General features: G+C 36.9%; 21 protein-coding genes. 9 read left to right on the forward strand and 12 right to left on the reverse strand.

The window, feature by feature from the left end:
• The first annotated feature begins 40 nt into the window (after nt 1-40).
• Nucleotides 41-871, forward strand: coding sequence for a bifunctional hydroxymethylpyrimidine kinase/phosphomethylpyrimidine kinase (thiD, locus tag G8Y84_RS07070; RefSeq protein ID WP_105962912.1), 831 nt, complete (start codon nt 41-43; stop codon nt 869-871).
• 259 nt (nt 872-1,130) lie between these two features.
• On the opposite strand, the gene G8Y84_RS07075 is transcribed toward thiD, so the two are convergent.
• The 7 genes from G8Y84_RS07075 to nagB all read right to left on the reverse strand — a co-directional run bounded on the left by G8Y84_RS07075 (nt 1,131) and on the right by nagB (nt 6,353).
• Nucleotides 1,131-1,400, reverse strand: a complete 270-nt coding sequence (locus G8Y84_RS07075) for a hypothetical protein (protein WP_105965099.1) — start codon at nt 1,398-1,400, stop codon at nt 1,131-1,133.
• The gene (locus G8Y84_RS07080) at nt 1,400-1,756 is read right to left on the reverse strand and encodes a hypothetical protein (RefSeq protein ID WP_105965098.1); all 357 of its coding nucleotides are present in this window, start codon (nt 1,754-1,756) and stop codon (nt 1,400-1,402) included. Before G8Y84_RS07080 ends, G8Y84_RS07075 begins: the two co-directional genes overlap by 1 nt.
• Nucleotides 1,725-2,870, reverse strand: a complete 1,146-nt coding sequence (locus tag G8Y84_RS07085) for a thiolase family protein (protein WP_165806215.1) — start codon at nt 2,868-2,870, stop codon at nt 1,725-1,727. Before G8Y84_RS07085 ends, G8Y84_RS07080 begins: the two co-directional genes overlap by 32 nt.
• Nucleotides 2,863-4,170: an AMP-binding protein gene (locus tag G8Y84_RS07090; protein WP_165806216.1), complete on the reverse strand. Its 1,308-nt coding sequence runs from the start codon at nt 4,168-4,170 to the stop codon at nt 2,863-2,865. The genes G8Y84_RS07085 and G8Y84_RS07090 overlap by 8 nt, the downstream gene beginning before the upstream one ends.
• 185 nt (nt 4,171-4,355) lie before the next feature.
• Entirely contained in the window at nt 4,356-4,901 is a 546-nt protein-coding gene (gene hxlB, locus G8Y84_RS07095; protein WP_037572853.1) for a 6-phospho-3-hexuloisomerase, read from the reverse strand.
• Between the two features lies 1 nt (nt 4,902).
• A complete protein-coding gene (hxlA, locus tag G8Y84_RS07100) occupies nt 4,903-5,541 on the reverse strand; it encodes a 3-hexulose-6-phosphate synthase (protein WP_037572855.1) in 639 nt (212 codons plus the stop codon).
• A gap of 83 nt (nt 5,542-5,624) precedes the next feature.
• Nucleotides 5,625-6,353, reverse strand: coding sequence for a glucosamine-6-phosphate deaminase (gene nagB / locus G8Y84_RS07105; protein ID WP_037572858.1), 729 nt, complete (start codon nt 6,351-6,353; stop codon nt 5,625-5,627).
• Between the two features lie 236 nt (nt 6,354-6,589).
• Between nagB and G8Y84_RS07110 the strand changes: the two genes are divergently transcribed.
• From G8Y84_RS07110 to folE2, 3 genes are all read left to right on the forward strand, one after another.
• Nucleotides 6,590-6,949: a YojF family protein gene (locus tag G8Y84_RS07110; protein WP_037572861.1), complete on the forward strand. Its 360-nt coding sequence runs from the start codon at nt 6,590-6,592 to the stop codon at nt 6,947-6,949.
• Nucleotides 6,950-6,960: 11 nt separating this feature from the next.
• A complete protein-coding gene (gene bshB2 / locus G8Y84_RS07115) occupies nt 6,961-7,650 on the forward strand; it encodes a bacillithiol biosynthesis deacetylase BshB2 (RefSeq protein ID WP_037572863.1) in 690 nt (229 codons plus the stop codon).
• A 76-nt stretch (nt 7,651-7,726) separates the two neighbouring features.
• A complete protein-coding gene (gene folE2 / locus G8Y84_RS07120) occupies nt 7,727-8,605 on the forward strand; it encodes a GTP cyclohydrolase FolE2 (RefSeq protein WP_037572866.1) in 879 nt (292 codons plus the stop codon).
• Nucleotides 8,606-8,662: 57 nt separating this feature from the next.
• On the opposite strand, the gene G8Y84_RS07125 is transcribed toward folE2, so the two are convergent.
• The 3 genes from G8Y84_RS07125 to tadA all read right to left on the reverse strand — a co-directional run bounded on the left by G8Y84_RS07125 (nt 8,663) and on the right by tadA (nt 10,778).
• Complete coding sequence (locus G8Y84_RS07125) at nt 8,663-9,229, reverse strand: NADPH-dependent FMN reductase (RefSeq protein ID WP_037572869.1); 567 nt, start codon at nt 9,227-9,229, stop codon at nt 8,663-8,665.
• 14 nt (nt 9,230-9,243) lie between these two features.
• Nucleotides 9,244-10,113, reverse strand: coding sequence for a Cof-type HAD-IIB family hydrolase (locus G8Y84_RS07130; protein ID WP_107388036.1), 870 nt, complete (start codon nt 10,111-10,113; stop codon nt 9,244-9,246).
• 167 nt (nt 10,114-10,280) lie between these two features.
• Entirely contained in the window at nt 10,281-10,778 is a 498-nt protein-coding gene (tadA, locus tag G8Y84_RS07135) for a tRNA adenosine(34) deaminase TadA (protein ID WP_037572877.1), read from the reverse strand.
• Nucleotides 10,779-10,845: 67 nt separating this feature from the next.
• Between tadA and G8Y84_RS07140 the strand changes: the two genes are divergently transcribed.
• Together G8Y84_RS07140 and G8Y84_RS07145 are read left to right on the forward strand one after the other, a co-directional pair.
• Entirely contained in the window at nt 10,846-11,463 is a 618-nt protein-coding gene (locus G8Y84_RS07140) for a deoxynucleoside kinase (RefSeq protein ID WP_103159298.1), read from the forward strand.
• On the forward strand, nt 11,456-12,121 hold the full coding sequence (locus G8Y84_RS07145; protein ID WP_103159297.1) for a deoxynucleoside kinase: 666 nt from the start codon (nt 11,456-11,458) through the stop codon (nt 12,119-12,121). Before G8Y84_RS07140 ends, G8Y84_RS07145 begins: the two co-directional genes overlap by 8 nt.
• A gap of 36 nt (nt 12,122-12,157) precedes the next feature.
• Here the strand turns inward: G8Y84_RS07145 and G8Y84_RS07150 are convergent, their stop codons facing one another.
• Both G8Y84_RS07150 and G8Y84_RS07155 read right to left on the reverse strand, forming a co-directional pair.
• Entirely contained in the window at nt 12,158-12,847 is a 690-nt protein-coding gene (locus tag G8Y84_RS07150) for an HAD family hydrolase (RefSeq protein ID WP_105996652.1), read from the reverse strand.
• Between the two features lie 387 nt (nt 12,848-13,234).
• Nucleotides 13,235-14,215, reverse strand: a complete 981-nt coding sequence (locus G8Y84_RS07155; RefSeq protein WP_105962906.1) for a LacI family DNA-binding transcriptional regulator — start codon at nt 14,213-14,215, stop codon at nt 13,235-13,237.
• Between the two features lie 86 nt (nt 14,216-14,301).
• Here G8Y84_RS07155 and G8Y84_RS07160 point away from each other — a divergent pair, with 86 nt between their 5' ends.
• From G8Y84_RS07160 to G8Y84_RS07170, 3 genes are read left to right on the forward strand one after another with little or no spacing between them, the layout of a single operon-like run.
• Nucleotides 14,302-15,495 (forward strand): DegT/DnrJ/EryC1/StrS family aminotransferase, encoded by a 1,194-nt coding sequence (locus tag G8Y84_RS07160; RefSeq protein WP_165806217.1) that lies wholly within the window; start codon nt 14,302-14,304, stop codon nt 15,493-15,495.
• A gap of 41 nt (nt 15,496-15,536) precedes the next feature.
• On the forward strand, nt 15,537-16,349 hold the full coding sequence (locus tag G8Y84_RS07165) for an HAD-IIB family hydrolase (protein ID WP_165806218.1): 813 nt from the start codon (nt 15,537-15,539) through the stop codon (nt 16,347-16,349).
• Nucleotides 16,342-17,385, forward strand: coding sequence for a Gfo/Idh/MocA family protein (locus G8Y84_RS07170; protein WP_037572899.1), 1,044 nt, complete (start codon nt 16,342-16,344; stop codon nt 17,383-17,385). Before G8Y84_RS07165 ends, G8Y84_RS07170 begins: the two co-directional genes overlap by 8 nt.
• Nucleotides 17,386-17,398 lie beyond the last annotated feature (13 nt).

The following is a 17,398-nucleotide window of genomic DNA, read 5'->3' on the forward strand; positions in this document are numbered from 1 at the left end:
ATGATATGAATAGTAACTGAAACTGAGGAGTGTATGGATTATGGCATTAAAAAAAGTATTAACAATTGCTGGCTCTGATACAAGTGCTGGGGCAGGGATGCAAGCAGACTTAAAAACATTTCAAGAGCATGATACGTATGGCATGGTGGCGCTTGCTGCCATCGTAACGATGGATAAAGCCACATGGTCACATGATGTAACACCGATTCCTTTTGATGTGTTCAACAAGCAACTTGAAACAGTCATCAGTATTGGACCTGATGCGGTCAAGACAGGGATGCTCGGTACTGAAGAAGTCATTAAACGCGCAGGAGAAGCATTTACAGAATCTGGTGCCAAACATTTTGTTGTCGACCCAGTGATGGTATGTAAAGGGGAAGATGAAGTATTAAACCCAGGTAATACGGATGCAATGATTCAATATTTATTACCAAAAGCAACCGTGGTAACACCTAACCTTTTCGAAGCGGGTCAACTTTCAGGATTAGGAACATTAAAATCTATGGATGACATGAAAAAAGCAGCAGAAATTATCCATCAACAAGGGGCACAACACGTCGTTATCAAAGGTGGCAAAGCGTTAGACCAAGATAAATCATACGACTTGTATTACGATGGTCAAACGTTCTATCAACTAACAACAGATATGTTCCAACAAAGTTACAACCACGGCGCAGGTTGTACATTTGCAGCTGCAACAACAGCCAACTTAGCTAATGGTTTAACACCAAAAGACGCAGTGATTAACGCCAAAGCGTTCGTAGCTTCAGCGATTAAAAATGGTTGGAAAATGAACGATTTTGTAGGTCCAGTCGATCATGGTGCTGCGAATCGTATTGAAAAAATTGACGTAGATGTCAAAGAAATATAATCGTTAGAAAATAACGTCCATCTATCATTCGAAAGCCATCAAAATTTATTTAAGCATAAATTTTGATGGCTATTTTAATGCTAGCAAGGGACAAAAAGTTAGATGTTGCATCGTTACTTATGAATAAACATCGCCCCTAAGCTGAGATTTCTCAATGATCAGTTCGAAAACAAACATCCATTTTATAGACAGAAACTGACAAGCTGACGTCTGCGCTTTTCAGGGTTTATAACACTTACTTTAAAACAACTAAACCAATCTATGTCTCAGTCCGCTTCAATATAATTTCTAACTTCGTGTCTCCTGCCACACTTTTAAGTACCATGTGTTGATCCTTTTGTTCAATTGTATATTGCGTGTCTACATACACGGGCTTTTTATACTTCACTTGATAATGAGAAGGCACCCTCTTTAATGTACTCCATAGACGTTCCACAACCAGTTGGCCAGGAACAATTTCAGGATGAAGTGGGTTTTCATCTCTTACTAGTGCGACATATTGTCGAACTTCTTCCCTTTTAAATTCCATTACATCACCTTTTGTATAAATGTTTGCCGTATTTTATTTTGGCCGGGTAACGAAAGTTCAAAGCGAAAACGTTTAAATCTTTTAAGGTCTTGCGCTACACTCCATGTTAATGTAGCTTGAAGCGAATCTGTGAATGGAATAGGTTCCCTTTTCACGACCTCTGTTTCAACTAACAGGATGGGGGCTTTTACAAATGGCGCAAATATATCAAACTCTCGCCAGTATCGCGACAAAAATAATAACGGAATTTCTTCAGTTTCTGAACAACCACACAACCGCTGATATTGACGCACGGCTTCTATATCAATTTTTAGCATTTTTGTTTCAGACTGACCAACGTTCGAAGAGTGCTGCATTCCCCATGCCACCTCCAATCCCCATCGTCGCAAGTGTACGATGCGCTTCTGTCATGTGAAAAAGTCGCGTCACGAGAATAGCACCACTTGCACTGTACGGATGCCCCATCGCAAGAGCGCCTCCATAACGATTCAGTTGGCGCTTTGTTATCCCGAGTTCGCGTTGTGAAGCCAAAACTTGTGAACTAAATGCTTCATTTAATTCTACCGCATCAATCTCAGAGAGCGTCAGTTGCTGTTGATGTAATAAACGCTTCACAGCAGGAATAGGTCCTATCCCTAGTATTTCAGGTGGAACGCCTTCGATTGTATAGCCTTTAAACACAAGGCCTTCTGTTAAGCCTAACTTTCGTGCTTTCGTTTCAGACATGACAACCACAAGTGCTGCACCATCGTGTTTTAAACAGCAATTGCCGACGGTCACGGTACCATTCGGAAGCAATGGTTTTAAGCGATGGAGACGTCTTAACTCAATCGTCGGACGAATCCCCTCATCTTGCGTCATCCATTCCCCTTGAACTTTTAAAGGAACGATTTCTTTGTCAAACTGCTGTTGTGCCTGCACTCCACTTGCCTTCATATGGCTCTCGTATGCAAATACGTCTTGATCTTCTCGAGAGATATGAAATTGTTCCGCAACATTCTCTGTCGCCTCAATCATTGAAGGGTCTTGCCCCTCTGGCGCGAATGCAGCACGTTCAAAAAATTGTGGCGGTTCTGAAGGATAGAGAGACGTCGGGCGTTTCATTTTCCATGGGGCTCGACTCGTGCTTTCAACGCCGCCTGCGATATAAAATTCACCTGCTCCACTTTCTACGAGACGACAGGCAAGCTGTATCGCTTCTAATCCTGAACCACACTGTCTATCTACGGTTAACCCCGAAACACTATGATGAATCCCCGCTTCAAGTAAACTTTTACGAGCGAGATTCCCACCGTTACCGACCACATTTCCTAAAATCACATCATCCAATTCCTCTAGAGGACAAGATAACGTCGTCTTAAAATGTCGAAACAACGGTTTCAACAAATCTTCAGGTTCCCATTTGTGGAGTTTGCCTCCATATAAACCAATAGGTGTCCGTTTCGCGGCTACAATGACAGCTTTATTCATTAAAATCCCCTCCTTCGTATAAATGTTGCGCTATGCGGCGTGAAACTTTACCGCTTGAGGTATAAGGTAACTTTTCAACCCGTATCCACTTAGAAGGGATTTCATAACGTGACACGACTTTTTCAAGTTGTGTTCTCATATGGCGGTACGATATGATTTGAATTCCTGTATATAAAGCCACCGCCACCTCCCCAAATTTTGTATGTGGTTGACGCACGATAATCACATCTTGAACTCCTTCGAGCTGCTTCAATTGTTGCTCAACCACGGAAGGATACACATTTTTACCCCCGATAATCAATCTATCTTGAAGTCGCCCATGTAAATAAAGATAGTCCTCTTTTAAATGGGCATAGTCGCCTGTTTTAATCCATTGAGAAGCAACATCTCCTAAATATCCCGAAAATGTCATTGGACTTTTTACAAAAAGTTGACCAATTCCTTTTTCATCTTGATGCCGAATATCTATTTGGACATTCGAAAATACTTTTCCGACCGAATTGAGGGGAGCTGTTTGATTCATATTCACACTGATAAAACTTGCTTCTGACGTTCCAAAAAACTCATAAATGGCGGCTGACGGAAGGGTTCTCTTTAACAAACGATGTCGTTGTTCAGTCAGTTTATCTCCTGAAATAAACACTTCGCTCACGTGATTATTTTGAGAGGCGTGTTGTAGCCAATCATAAACCATTGTCGGCACTAAAAAGAGACTACAATTGTCCGTGTAATCCGCAATACGAGAAGCACAACGTTCAATGTGATAGTCATTTTGTCCTAGAAAAGTGCGTCCGTAAAACAAGGCATAAATGACGACATATAGCGTTAAAGAATGAGCATAAGGTCCTAAGGCGACGAGCGTATGGTTTTTTCCTCGGCCTCTCGTCATGAGCTTTTCATTTTGTTCAAAAGAGGCGATCCACGAAGCTTCATCTCTCAATAAGGCTTTAGGTAAACCCGTCGTCCCTGAAGTAAAGCCCACATGTAACACCCCACTCGCGAGAGACTTCCGAAATTGCTTTTGTCTTTGATAAAATGTTTCATCCTCCCATAGATAAGGGATGTCATACGTTTCATATAATGCTTTTTTGCGAGCGGCCGACCAATTGGTATCCATGACCCAAGGTGTCCCTCCTTTAGAAAGCACCGCCAAATACGCCACCACAAAGTCTTGTATGCGAGAAAAAGACAAGGCGACATTAAGAGGTAGGTCGTATTCCGGGAGACGCGAAGCCGCATCTTTAACACGCTCATGCAAAGCGGCATAATTTAATTGTTCATCATCGATGTATAACGCCACACGTTATGCTTCTGTTTTGGCATAGTGTTCAATTCGTTTCAACAATTCCATTGAGATGCTCACTTCTTTTCTACATTTTGTTCATTTTATCATAGGAGCCTTTGTCTCAGCATCTCTCTCAAAACGAAAAAACTTCTATCCTATAGCCTTAATTCAAGACTATAGAGATAGAAGCTTTTACAATTTTATTCTAAATTCGCGTGGTTTTGTTGCATCTTTTCTTCTGATATCTTTAATTGTTCTTGTAAATTGAGGACCAGACTATCAAGTAAAATCAATGCACTTTGTTCAAACAAACTCCCTAAAGGTTGATCTGAACCTTCCGCATCATGTTTTGTTCCAGCTGGAAGTTCGATCGCAAGGTCTGCCAATGAACCTATCGGAGAATCGGGTTTTGTAGTGATGAGCAGTACTTCTGCCCCCACTTCTTTGGCTTTTTCAGCTAGTAACTTTAAGTGCGCAGTTGAACCAGAACCCGAAATAATGATAAAGACATCCCCTTGCTGAATCGATGGCGTTGTCGATTCACCGACAACATAAGCACGTTGCCCTAACTGATTCAAACGCATCGCAAAACTGTTTGCGACAAATCCAGAGCGTCCTTTTCCTGAAACAAAAACGGCATTAGCCTCTAAAACCTTTTGTTCAAACGTATGGGCATCCTCTGCATTAACAGCACTTAGTGTTTGTTCTAGTTCATTTAAAATCAAGGTATAATTCAGTTTTGCCATCTTATTTACCTTCCATGATGTCACGGCATTGTTTTGCTGCTTCTGCTGGGTCATCTGCATTTGCAATACCGCCACCAACAATAATTAAGTCTGGATTTTCCTCAACGACTTCTTTAATTGTATCTGGTTTAATACCACCCGCTACTGCCACTTTAGATTGACTAATCACTGATTTGACTTTGCGTAAACTTTCAAGTGGTGATTGGCCTTGTGCTTGTAAGTCATAACCTGTATGCACCGCAATATAATCTGCACCCATAGCGTCAATTTCTTTTGCACGTTTTTCTAAATCTTGAACTGCAATTAAGTCAACAAGTAATTGTTTGCCATGTTTATGTGCTTCAGCGACAGCATTTTTAATAGATTCATCTTCAGCCACACCTAAAATCGTTACGACATCCGCACCGAATTTAATCGCTTGGCTCACTTCATAGTCTGCAGCATCCATAATTTTTAAGTCCGCTAATACTTTAACGTCTTCATCTTTCACATTATCTTTTAAATGTTGTACTGCAGGGAGACCTTCATTAATCACAATCGGCGTACCGATTTCAACGATATCTACATAATCTGTCACTTTTTTAGCTAATTCTGCTGCTTCTTCTTTATTTAATAAATCAATCGCTAATTGTAATTCCATGATAAAATCATTCCTCCATTAGTATATCTTTTTCACTACAGTTTCAGGATATACCCTAAAATATGTGGGTTCAAACGTTCTGCCTATGCATCAGGCATGGCAGCATCATCTACAAACACTTCTACATTAGGATGTTGATGTAAGATGGAAGCGGGTAAATCCTCTGTGACACGTCCAGATGTTAGTTTTGTCATTGCTTCTTTTTTTGAACTCCCCAGTGCAATTAAAATAATACGTTTCGCTTTCATAATCGACTGTAAACCCATGGAAATCGCTTGTCGCGGAACGTCTTCTTTATTCTCAAAATATCGGCTATTTGCTTCAATTGTACTTTCAGTTAAATCCACACAATGGGTAATACTCTCAAAGTCTGTGCCAGGTTCATTAAATCCAATGTGCCCATTTTGACCAATACCTAGAATTTGAATATCAATTGGACCTTCTTCATCAAGTAAAGCTTCATAATGTTTTGCCTCTTGGGTAATATCTGTAGCGACACCATCTGGAATATGCAGAAAAGATGCCGTAAATTTCGGATAGCGATGAAATAAAATATCATGCATATAATAGTCATAACTCTCTGGATGTGATTTAGGCAATCCGACGTATTCATCAAGATTAAATGTATGCACTTTCGAAACATCCAGTTGATTTTTATTCAGTAATTCCACCAAATAAGCATACATATCAACCATCGTTCCTCCTGTCGCCAAGCCTAAACGACTGTTTGGATGACGTAACATTTGTTGATAGAGTTCAGTAGCAACATAAAATGAAACACGGTCTCGTGTCCCCAAATTTGTAATCTTCAAACAACTCACTCCCTATTTGATACGCACAAGCGCCTATCTTGTACCTCAATGATTTGTTTCTCTCTTTAGTATTACCATACAACGTGAACTCCTTTTACGCCAAACAAATACAGTTAAAATCTCACCGGAGAAATCTCTTTTTGGATTTTACAACATAAAGTGAGCATACATATACAAATTTGTCACATTTTTTAGTAAAATAGACAGATAATCATATCGGGGAGGCAGTGAACGTTTTGCAACTTATCACAGAAGACAAACTCCAATCTTTATTGGATCAATATGCAAACCAACCTGTCTATTTACACGTTGAAACGACTAATGGTGCGTATGCGAGCCATTTCGATCAACGTGTTTTCAATGCAGGTACTTTTTTACGTAATATTCAAGTTAATTATCAGCATGCACAATTAAAAGGTGGCGGCAAAGAACCCTACCGTATCGGTCTAAAATTAGATAATCTCGGTTGGGTCTATGTGCAAGGATTAACCCATTATGAGGTCGATGAGAACGATGCTTTGCTCATCGCAGGGTTTAATTTTGAAGGACAACTTGCGGCTGCACTTGAAATTAGTCGACAAGCTTTTGAAATATAGGAGGCATTTTTATGGCAATGGAACAACATGTATTAGTTATTTTTCCCCATCCAGATGATGAAACTTTTTCGTCAGCGGGTACATTAGCACGATTTGCAAGTGAAGGTGTTCCTGTCACGTACGCCTGCCTGACACTTGGGCAAATGGGACGTAATCTTGGGAATCCTCCTGTTGCAACACGTGAATCTTTGCCTCATATTCGTGAACGCGAATTAGAAAAAGCAGCTGAAGTTATTGGTATTACGCATTTACGTAAAATGGGTTTACGTGACAAAACGGTTGAATTTGAGCCTCACGATGAAATGGATGCCATGGTCCAACAACTCATTGACGAAACACAGCCAACAACGATTATTTCATTTTATCCTGGCTATGCTGTACATCCTGATCACGAAGCGACAGCAGAGGCTGTTGTACGTACGGTTCAACGTCTCCCTGAAGCCAAACGACCAAAATTACAACTTGTCGCATTTAGTAACGATGCCGTTGACGAGCTAGGGGAACCTGATATCGTGAACGACATTTCTGAATATAAAGAACGTAAATTAAAAGCATTTGAAGCCCATCAATCTCAAACGGGCCCATTTTTGGCACAACTTGCGAATCCACAAGGCCAAGCTTCAGGTGCGCCCGCGGATGCAGCGGCATTTTTAACACGAGAGACCTTTTGGACGTATCATTTCAACGACACGCCAAAATAAAAGAGATGAGTCAGTAAGAGAAAGTAAAACACTCCTCTCTCTTACTAGAAAGAGCAAATAAAGTGGAGGAAGAAATATGACTGAATTTGATTTATCAACACGAGAAGGTCGTTGGAAACATTTCGGTTCTGTAGACCCTATACCAGGAACAAAACCAACGACGAAAGCTGAAATGACAGACCTTCAAAGTACACATAAAAACTTTTTATTTGAAATAGAAGAAGTCGGAATTAAAAATTTAGTATACCCTGTGTGGATTGATGCCTTTCAAACGGCTGGCAACTTTAGCTTTTCAACAAGTTTGAACAAAGATGAAAAAGGCATTAATATGAGTCGTATATTAGAAGCGGTCGAAGCTGAATACGATAACGGTATTCGCTTAGATTTTGAAACATTGACTCAATTGCTTAACCGTTTAAAATCACACATGAAACAACATAGTGCTGGCGTCGATGTTTCAGGAAAATGGTTTTTCGAACGCCGAAGCCCGGTCACTGATATTAAAGCCGTCGGCCATGCGGATGTCACTTATGGATTAGCAGTTAAAGGGGATACAACGACGCGCAAAGAATTGACTATCGAAGCCGCAGTGACAACGCTATGTCCTTGTTCTAAAGAAATTAGTGAGTACTCTGCGCACAACCAACGTGGTATCATTACGGTGAAAGCGTACATCGATAAAGCAGCGTCACTTACGCAAGACTATAAAGAAATCATTCTAGATGCAATGGAAGCCAATGCAAGCTCTATGCTTTATCCCATCTTAAAACGCCCTGATGAAAAGCGTGTAACTGAACGTGCTTATGAAAACCCACGTTTTGTCGAAGATTTAATTCGTTTAATTGCCGCTGACCTTGTAGAATTAGACTGGTTAGATGGTTTTGATATTGAATGTCGTAATGAAGAATCGATTCACCAACATGATGCATTCGCAAAATTAAAATACCGTAAATAAAAAAACAGCCTGAGTTGAAGGTGCCCTTTTTGGCATCCCTTCACTCAGGCTTTTTCTCTATTTTAAGTGTTCATAAGGACTGTTATTCGCAAATGATAAAATTTGGTCGATAAACAGTTTAGCACGAAGTTGTAACTCATCGTTACTTAAATATAAAGTGCCATCTTCTAATTTGTCGTAATCTGAACTGTGCGTCGCAATTTGTGTTGGAACGGCAATGCCTAATAAAGAACGGACAATAATTCTGAGATGAGAAAGCGGTTCGGCACTCACAATGCCGCCACTGTTGTTCACAAGACCTACGGGTTTCATTTTAAAGTCATCCATTGTGAGATAGTCTAATGCGTTTTTGAGACTGCCTGAGAATGACCCATGATAGTTCGGTGTTCCTAAAATAATGAAGTCTGCTTCTCTCGCAAGCGTTTTCAATTGTTCGGCATTATTTTGATAAGCCTCTGGTACAGGATTTTGACCTGAGAAATCCAACATATGCAATGGACGTTCAGCTAAATCAAAAATTTCAACTTCATGATGTTGTTCCTCAATTTGTCCTTTTAAATATTGCGCCAGCGCACGTGTATGTGAATTGGGAGTTGCGCTCCCAACGAGAATTAAACCTTTCATAATCTTTTTCACTCCTAGTTTTTTGTTTTTTCAATGACATGATAAATGGCTTTCGCAACGCCACTTTGTTCATTCGTATCTGTGACATACGATGCAATGTCTTTTAATTCAGGTAATGCATTTTCCATGGCGATAGGATAGCCCACCACTTCTAACATTGATTTATCGTTTAAATTGTCTCCGACAGCCATGACATCTTTCATATCAATACCTAATTGGTCCGCTATTGTTCTAACGGCCAGGCCTTTTTGTGCATCGATATGTGTGATTTCAATATTGCCACGTGCAGATGAGGAGACCGCCAAGTTTCCACTTTTTTCTAAACGGGCTTTCGCACGATTTACTTTTTCAAGATCGACATCATGTGCGAGTACTTTCATAATTAACTCTCCAGGAATATCTTCTACTTGGTCATAATTATCGACCACTTTCAAAGACCCCACATCAATACGGTGTTGAATATGTTCACGAATTTTTTCAACATTCGGGGTTTGACCTGCCTGTTTCGCAATATCTAAATAAATCGCTAAATCTCGTTCAGGATCTTCTGTATAAATCCCTAAATTTGTATAGACTTGATAAAAAATATTTTCTTCAGCTAACACATCACGAATGCGTTGATAGAGCTCATGATTTAAATTGGAGGTATGCACAATATCGAAACATTCATCACGTACTTCTGCCCCATTCAAACAAATATAAGGCACTTTTAAGCCTGTGGGTTGGATGGGGTCATTCGCTTCATAAAAAGCGCGTCCTGTCGCAATAACAACAGTAATGCCTTGTTCTTGTGCATATTGAATCGCTTTTACATTTTCCTCTGAAACTTCGTGAGCAGCGTTTAATAATGTCCCATCCATGTCAGTTGCTATTAATTTTACCATCTCATTTACCTCACTCTATTTATGTCCTTGACTACGTTTTAAGTTGGCGCCGTTTTGCTTTGTTCTTATACATTTAACAGAGAATAGATTGCCTAAACGTGTCCTTATTGGAACTTTAATATCCTCTCGCACGAATCAATACGGCGCATAATATGCTTTATATTTTATCAAAATTGCGTTGAATTGTACTCCGATTTGTTTGTCCGCTTCTTTTCTTCCCTCAAGCGCTTAAAAAAGTTTTTCAACAATTGCCCACAAGAATAAGCCAGCACACCTGTGACGAGTGTGACACGATGATTCATTCGAGGATCTTGTATGAGATTCATCAAACTCCCACTACATCCCCCCTTAGGATCTTTTGCGCCATAAACGACAGTGTCAATACGACTCATAACAATGGTGCCAGAACACATGACACATGGCTCAAGTGTCACATACAACGTGCAACCTTCTAATCGCCAAGTCCCCAACTTTTGAGCCGCACGTTCAATCGCGATATGTTCTGCATGCGCCATCGGTAATTGTGCAGTTTCACGTAAATTATAAGCCGTGGCAATGATTTCATCGTCTTTCACTATCACTGCTCCAATCGGAACTTCACCTAATTTTTCGGCTTCACGTGCCGCCTCAATCGCAATCGACATATAAAATTCATGACTTCTCATACAGAAACATCCTAACTTGTGATAAAATTTGTAATACTGATGAAAATAAAAATTGGAGATAGAAACTATGGACAAACCCTTTATAGCTATAGAAGGCCCAATTGGTGTGGGCAAATCTTCGTTAGCGCATAAGTTGAGTCAATCTTATCATTTTTACGAAGCAAAAGAAATTGTAGGCGAGAACCCCTTTTTGTCCGATTTCTATGAAGATATCTCAAAATGGAGTTTTCAAACCGAAATGTTCTTCTTATGTCATCGCTACAAAGATTATCAAGACCTTGAAGTAATGGATCAAGGTATCGTAAGCGACTATCATATTTATAAAAATAAAATTTTCGCACGAAATACGTTGTCAACTTTAGAATTCGATAAATTTTCAAGAATTTTTGATATTTTAACGGAAGATTTAAAGATGCCCGATTATATTGTCTTTTTAGATGCTGACCTTTTTCGTTTGAAAGAGCGCATCAAAACAAGAAATCGAGATTTTGAAGTTCACATTGAAGATGACTATTTGCTCAAATTAAAGGCCGATTATCTTGCATATTATAAATCACTAAAAGCAAACGGACATCACGTCTTACGCATCGATACAACAAATTTAGATTTCGTCAATCATCCAAAAGATTATGACACAATTTTAAAACAAATTAACGAATTAATTGGAGGACAAACTTTTGAATAACTATGGTATCCCCTCAAATGCGGTCATCACGATTGCAGGCACTGTCGGTGTCGGTAAATCGTCGTTGACACAAGCACTTGCGGACAAATTAAACTTTAAAACATCTTTTGAAAATGTAGATCACAATCCCTATTTAGATAAATTTTACGACGATTTCACACGTTGGAGTTTCCACCTTCAAATCTACTTCTTAGCAGAGCGTTTTAAAGAACAAAAACGCATGTTTGAATATGGCGGTGGCTTCATACAGGACCGTTCAATTTACGAAGATGTCGATATCTTTGCCAAGATGCATGAAGAACAAGGCACTATGACACCGGAAGATTTTGAAACGTATTCTAATCTTTTCAACGCAATGGTTATGACACCGTATTTCCCTAAACCTGACGTTTTAATTTATTTAGAATCGGACTATAAAAGTGTGTTAAATCGCATTCATTCACGTGGGCGCGAAATGGAAATGAATACGGATCCTGAATATTGGAAAAAATTGTTTGCGCGCTATGATGCATGGATTAATCAGTTTAACGCGTGTCCCGTCGTACGCGTCAACATCAATGAGTATGATTTATACGAAGACCCAGATTCTATCGATGCCGTTCTTGAAAAAGTCGGTCACATTATTCAAACGCATCGCCAAGTCGATCAACGAAAATAATCAGCAAACCCATTGAACGTTCATGTTCAATGGGTTTTATTTTAATATAGTTGGAAGTTCTGTGACATCATTGATAATCACGTTTGCCTCTTGAAAAGTTGCTTGAGACCCTAATCCTGTTTTGACCCCTATCGTTTGTTTGGCATTGACATTTTTCCCCGTCAACATATCATTATCTGTGTCGCCAACAAAAATGAGAGACTTTCCTTGAACGCCTCTCTCCCATAACGGCTGTAAAATACGGGGATCCGGCTTTTCAAAATTATCCCCGTTGGTTGAAATCACGATATCAAACAACGGCTCAAAATGTGTTTTATCAAAAAAATGTTGCATCCCCTTACGATTATCACTCGTTAAAATACCTAAACGATAGCCTTCTGATTTTAAGGTGTGAAGCATCGATTCAACCCCTTCAATAACATTGACTTCAGGTTCTCGTGTATCAATCAATGCTTGGCTCTTTTGCGCTGTATAATGCAAAGTATCCTCATCAGTAAATTCATTAAAAACTTCGACCATATCCTCTAACGTCCCTGAAGCCATGATACTTCCCGGTTGAAAGGCCTCACCCTCGATGCCTAGCCGTTTTTTAACCTCTGCGCTCGCTTCAATTTGAAAATGATCACAGACCGCTTCGACTAATTGAATCCCTATTTTCACCCAACTTTCATCAAAATGAATTAATGTTCCGTCTTTATCAAATATAATCCAAATGTCTTCTGACATATTAGCACCTCCTATTTGATGATAAAAAATACAAAAGACAATATTCACACATGTTTCTCTTTAAATTTTAGTCTCCTTATCACTAATGTTCTATATTCGTATCAAAAAGTTAAAAATTAAGACTTCAATAGGAGAAATATTAGTATTGATTATTGTCATTTTAGATAGGGAAACCACTAAAAACGTTTCAAGTAAATATGAAGATATCAGAATAACCAGATATTGAAGTAATAATTATTACATCGAAAAATAAACTAAGAGACAATGAAAGTATTTATGGACTATTTAAAGAGAAGCACACGTCTCTTCAGAGCTATATTTCTTAGTCGTCACGAAATCAAGCATATATAGTTTAGTTACGGTAAAACAAATATGTTTAATCAATGATTAACTATATTTTGAGGTGATTGCAACAGAATCACTAATAATCCTATAAGAATATAATTTATCTATTACCTCTTTTTCATTTAATGACAGTTGTTTGATTACGTGACTACTTATATCTTTTGCCATTCTTTCAATAGGGAGGGAAACACTGGAAAGTTGAGGAGTTAAAATTTTGCATATATCATGATTGTCAGTTCCAATTAAAAACACTTCATTTCCTAGAACCCTAAAAATCCCTGCTGAAACGTAATCATTGCCAGTATATATTCCTTGTATTTCTTTATGACTTTCTCGGATTTTCATACCAATCTTTATACCATCATCAATAGTAAACGCTGATGAAAAAATGTATTCTTCTTTAAAATTTATTTTATTTTCTAAAAGAGCTTCTTTATATCCTTCTAACCGCAATTTTTGAGCGCCATTAAAAGGATTGTCAATGCATATTGCAATATTATTCATCCCCTTTTTTATTAAGTATTCAGTAGCATCTTTTCCTATATTAAACTCATCAAAATGAAAATTAGATATACTCTTAGTTTGATTAGTATCATTACTAGATATAATCAATCCATATTTAGAGTATTCTTCAATAATATCAACTTGATTTTCTACTGAACACAAAATGACTGCGTCAATTTCATTTTTCTTTAATGATATCAATACTTCTTCTTCTTTATTTGGTGAACAAAATGTCTGATGAATAAATGATTTATAACCATCTTCATAAAAATTTTTGGTTAATTCATATGAAACTTTAGAAAAAAAGGGGTGATCAATATAAGGTATTGAAATACCGATTGACTTAGTAGTTCTATTTCTAAAATATGTAGCAATGTTATTAGGAACATAATTATTTTCTTCAATGTATTGTAGGACTCTTTTTCTTTTCTCCTCATTAACATATGGATGATTATTTAATATCCTAGACACAGTAGATTTTGAAACATTGCACGCTTTAGCGACATCAAAAATATCCATTTATTCCCCTCCAGAAAAAAACTCTATTGACATGGGAATGTTCCCATAATTTAAGATAAGTTTATCATAATCAAGGCGGTGTAGCTATGACATTAAAATCTAGTAGTATTTTTAATTTTCGCAATAATATTCAAGAGTTAAAAAAACACTCTGAAATCCATGCAAACAAATTTCTTTGTAGTGAAATCAACAACACAAAACAAACCTTGTCAGTGAATAGGGATGTTCAAAACGTAGAGTTCATGCCAGTAAATCGTTTGATAAGAGAAGATGAGACAGAGAAAATCATGAATGTATTAAAAAATTTTTTACCTACTGGAAAATATACAAGTGGCAAATATATTGATGAATTTGAACAGTACCTTTCTGAGTATCTATCCATTAATCATGTAATTGCATTATCTAGTGGAACTGCAGCTTTAACAATTGGATTACTCTCTCTAGGAGTAACGGCGGGTGATGAAGTTATTCTACCTTCAAATAGTTTTGCAGCAACAGAAAATGCTGTTGTATCTATAGGAGCCACGCCTGTTTATGCTGATGTCAAAGACGACTTTACTATTTGTCCTACATCAATTAAAAACCTGATCACCTCAAAGACAAAAGCTATTTTACCTGTTCATTTATATGGTCGTTTTTGCAATATGTTAAAAATTAAAGAGATAGCTTTAGAATATGACATTAAAGTAATTGAGGATGCCTGTCAGGGAATTGGCTTAGAAGAGGTAGGAATGCATTCTGATTTAGCTGCATTGAGTTTTAATCCGTATAAAAATTTAGGTGTTTGCGGTAAAGCGGGAGCTATAATAACTAATAATGCCGAATTAGATTATAAATGTAGATTAATTAGTTATCACGGATTTGACTTAAAAGAAAAAAACAAGAAAATCATCGATTTTGGTTTTAATTCAAAAATTGATAACACACAAGCACTAATAGGAATTGTTAGAATGGAATATTTAACCTTTAATCAGTACAGAAGACTAAAAATTGCAGAAAAATATAATCAAAAATTAAGCGATATGGAAAATATTATTCTTCCTACATTTGATGATAAATCTGTGTGGCATCTATACCCTATCAGAATCAAAAATAACAAGAGAGACTTTGTAAAATCAGAACTTGAAAAAGTTGGCATTCAATCCGAGATATATTATCCATACTTAAGCCACGAACAAATAACTTACAAGAAAATAATTTCGCTTCCAAACACCGAAAAAATACACAAAGAATTATTATGTTTACCTTTATATCCTGATTTGACGAATGAAGAACAATAATATGTTATTAGCAATTTAAGAACGATACTGGAGGGATTAAGGTGACAAGAAATTTAATATTATTTGACTTTGATGAAACGTATTACAAACATAATACTAATCAAACTGATATATATTATTTAAAAGAAATGGAAGAATTATTACAGAAAATTTCTGCTAATAATAATGCTATTACGGCGATTTTAACAGGAAGTACTATAGAGAATGTACTTGAAAAAATGCTAAAAGCTGGTATGTCATATAAACCAAAACATATTTTTTCCGACTTAAGTTCTAAAATGTACACATGGAATAACTACGAATATATAGAATCGGATGAATATAAAAAAGAAGTATTAACTGAAACATTTCTATTAGAAGATATATTAGATATATTAAATTATATTTCTTTTAAACATAAAGTGGAGTTTATACAACAAAGAGATTTTCGCGAAAAAGAAACACTGTACAATTTTTATTTTTATTCTTCAGGAGATACTAATTTAGATAAAGCAATCTTAAAAGATCTTATCCATTATTCTGAAACAAGAAATTATACTGCGAGGTTTAATCGTTGTAATCCTTTAGCGGGAGACCCAGAAAACGCTTACGATATTGATTTTACTCCTAAAAATGCTGGAAAGTTATATGCAACAAAATTTTTGATGCGTAAGTATAGTATTCCTCGAAAATCAATTGTTGGTTTTGGGGATAGTGGGAACGATGAAGAGTTCTTACAATACTTAGACCATGCATTTATTATGTCTAACAGTAAAGATGAGGAAATGAAAAGCAAATTTAAAAACACAAAATATCCTTACTACAAAGGTATATTTACACATGTCAGAGAATTCATAGGTGATAAAAATGATTAATTATGGAATTATTGGTACAGGCGGTATTGCTAAAATACACGCTGAAATTATAAAAGACCTCCCTAATGCATACCTTTTTGGTGCCCATGATATAGTTGAAGATAATTTAGAAAATTTTTGCTTAAAATTTAATACGACTCCATTTGAAGATATTCATTCTATGTTAGAAAAAGTGGACATTGCTGTCATATGCTCGCCAAACTTTTGTCATGTAGATCATATTGTTAAATCTTTAAATCATAATTGTGATGTATTATGTGAAAAGCCGTTAACCAATAATCTTACTGAAACAAATATAATAAGACACTATAATAATATTCAAAACATAAAAAGTATAAACCTAAATTATAGAAACTTGACTGTTGTTAAAAAGATTATGGATCTAATAAAGGATGATAAAATAGGTGAAATTATATCTATTCATATGGCATTTCTAAAAAATAGTGCTTATAGAAGAAAAACTTTTACTTGGAGAGACGATGGAAGTTCAAAATTAAGTAGTGGTGCCTTAGGAGATTTGGGGGTTCATCTTCTCGATTTAGCGACTTATATTACTGACAGTAATGTAAAGGTAGAAACAATTAAAACTAAAATGATGACTAAAGTAAAGCAAAAAAGTGATAATAGAGTACAAGTTGATGATCATTCAGAAACATTTTTTATGACTAGTAACGGTCAATATATTCATATAGAGACTTCTAAAGCTTGTGATGAAGATTTATGTGGTTTCTACATTTCTATTTCAGGTCGTAATGGTGAAATCAAATTTTCCTCAAAAAATGGTGGAGTAGTTACTGTGAATAACGATGGTATTCAAGAGATAGTCCAATTAGATGAGAGAACATACATTGATCCAGAAAATGAATTCTACGGGTGGAAAGATAGCTTTTATCATACACATATAAAATTTTTAGAGGCTATCAAAAATAGAAAAGAAACATCAATCTCAACTTTTGAGGATGGTTTGAGAGCCCAAGAAGTTTTAGAGCACTGTATTAATAGCCACCAACAAAAACAGTATATCGAATTCAAATGAGTAAATCCCATGT

It is taken from the genome of Staphylococcus sp. 11511212 (assembly GCF_011394755.1).
Lineage (GTDB): Bacteria > Bacillota > Bacilli > Staphylococcales > Staphylococcaceae > Staphylococcus > Staphylococcus chromogenes.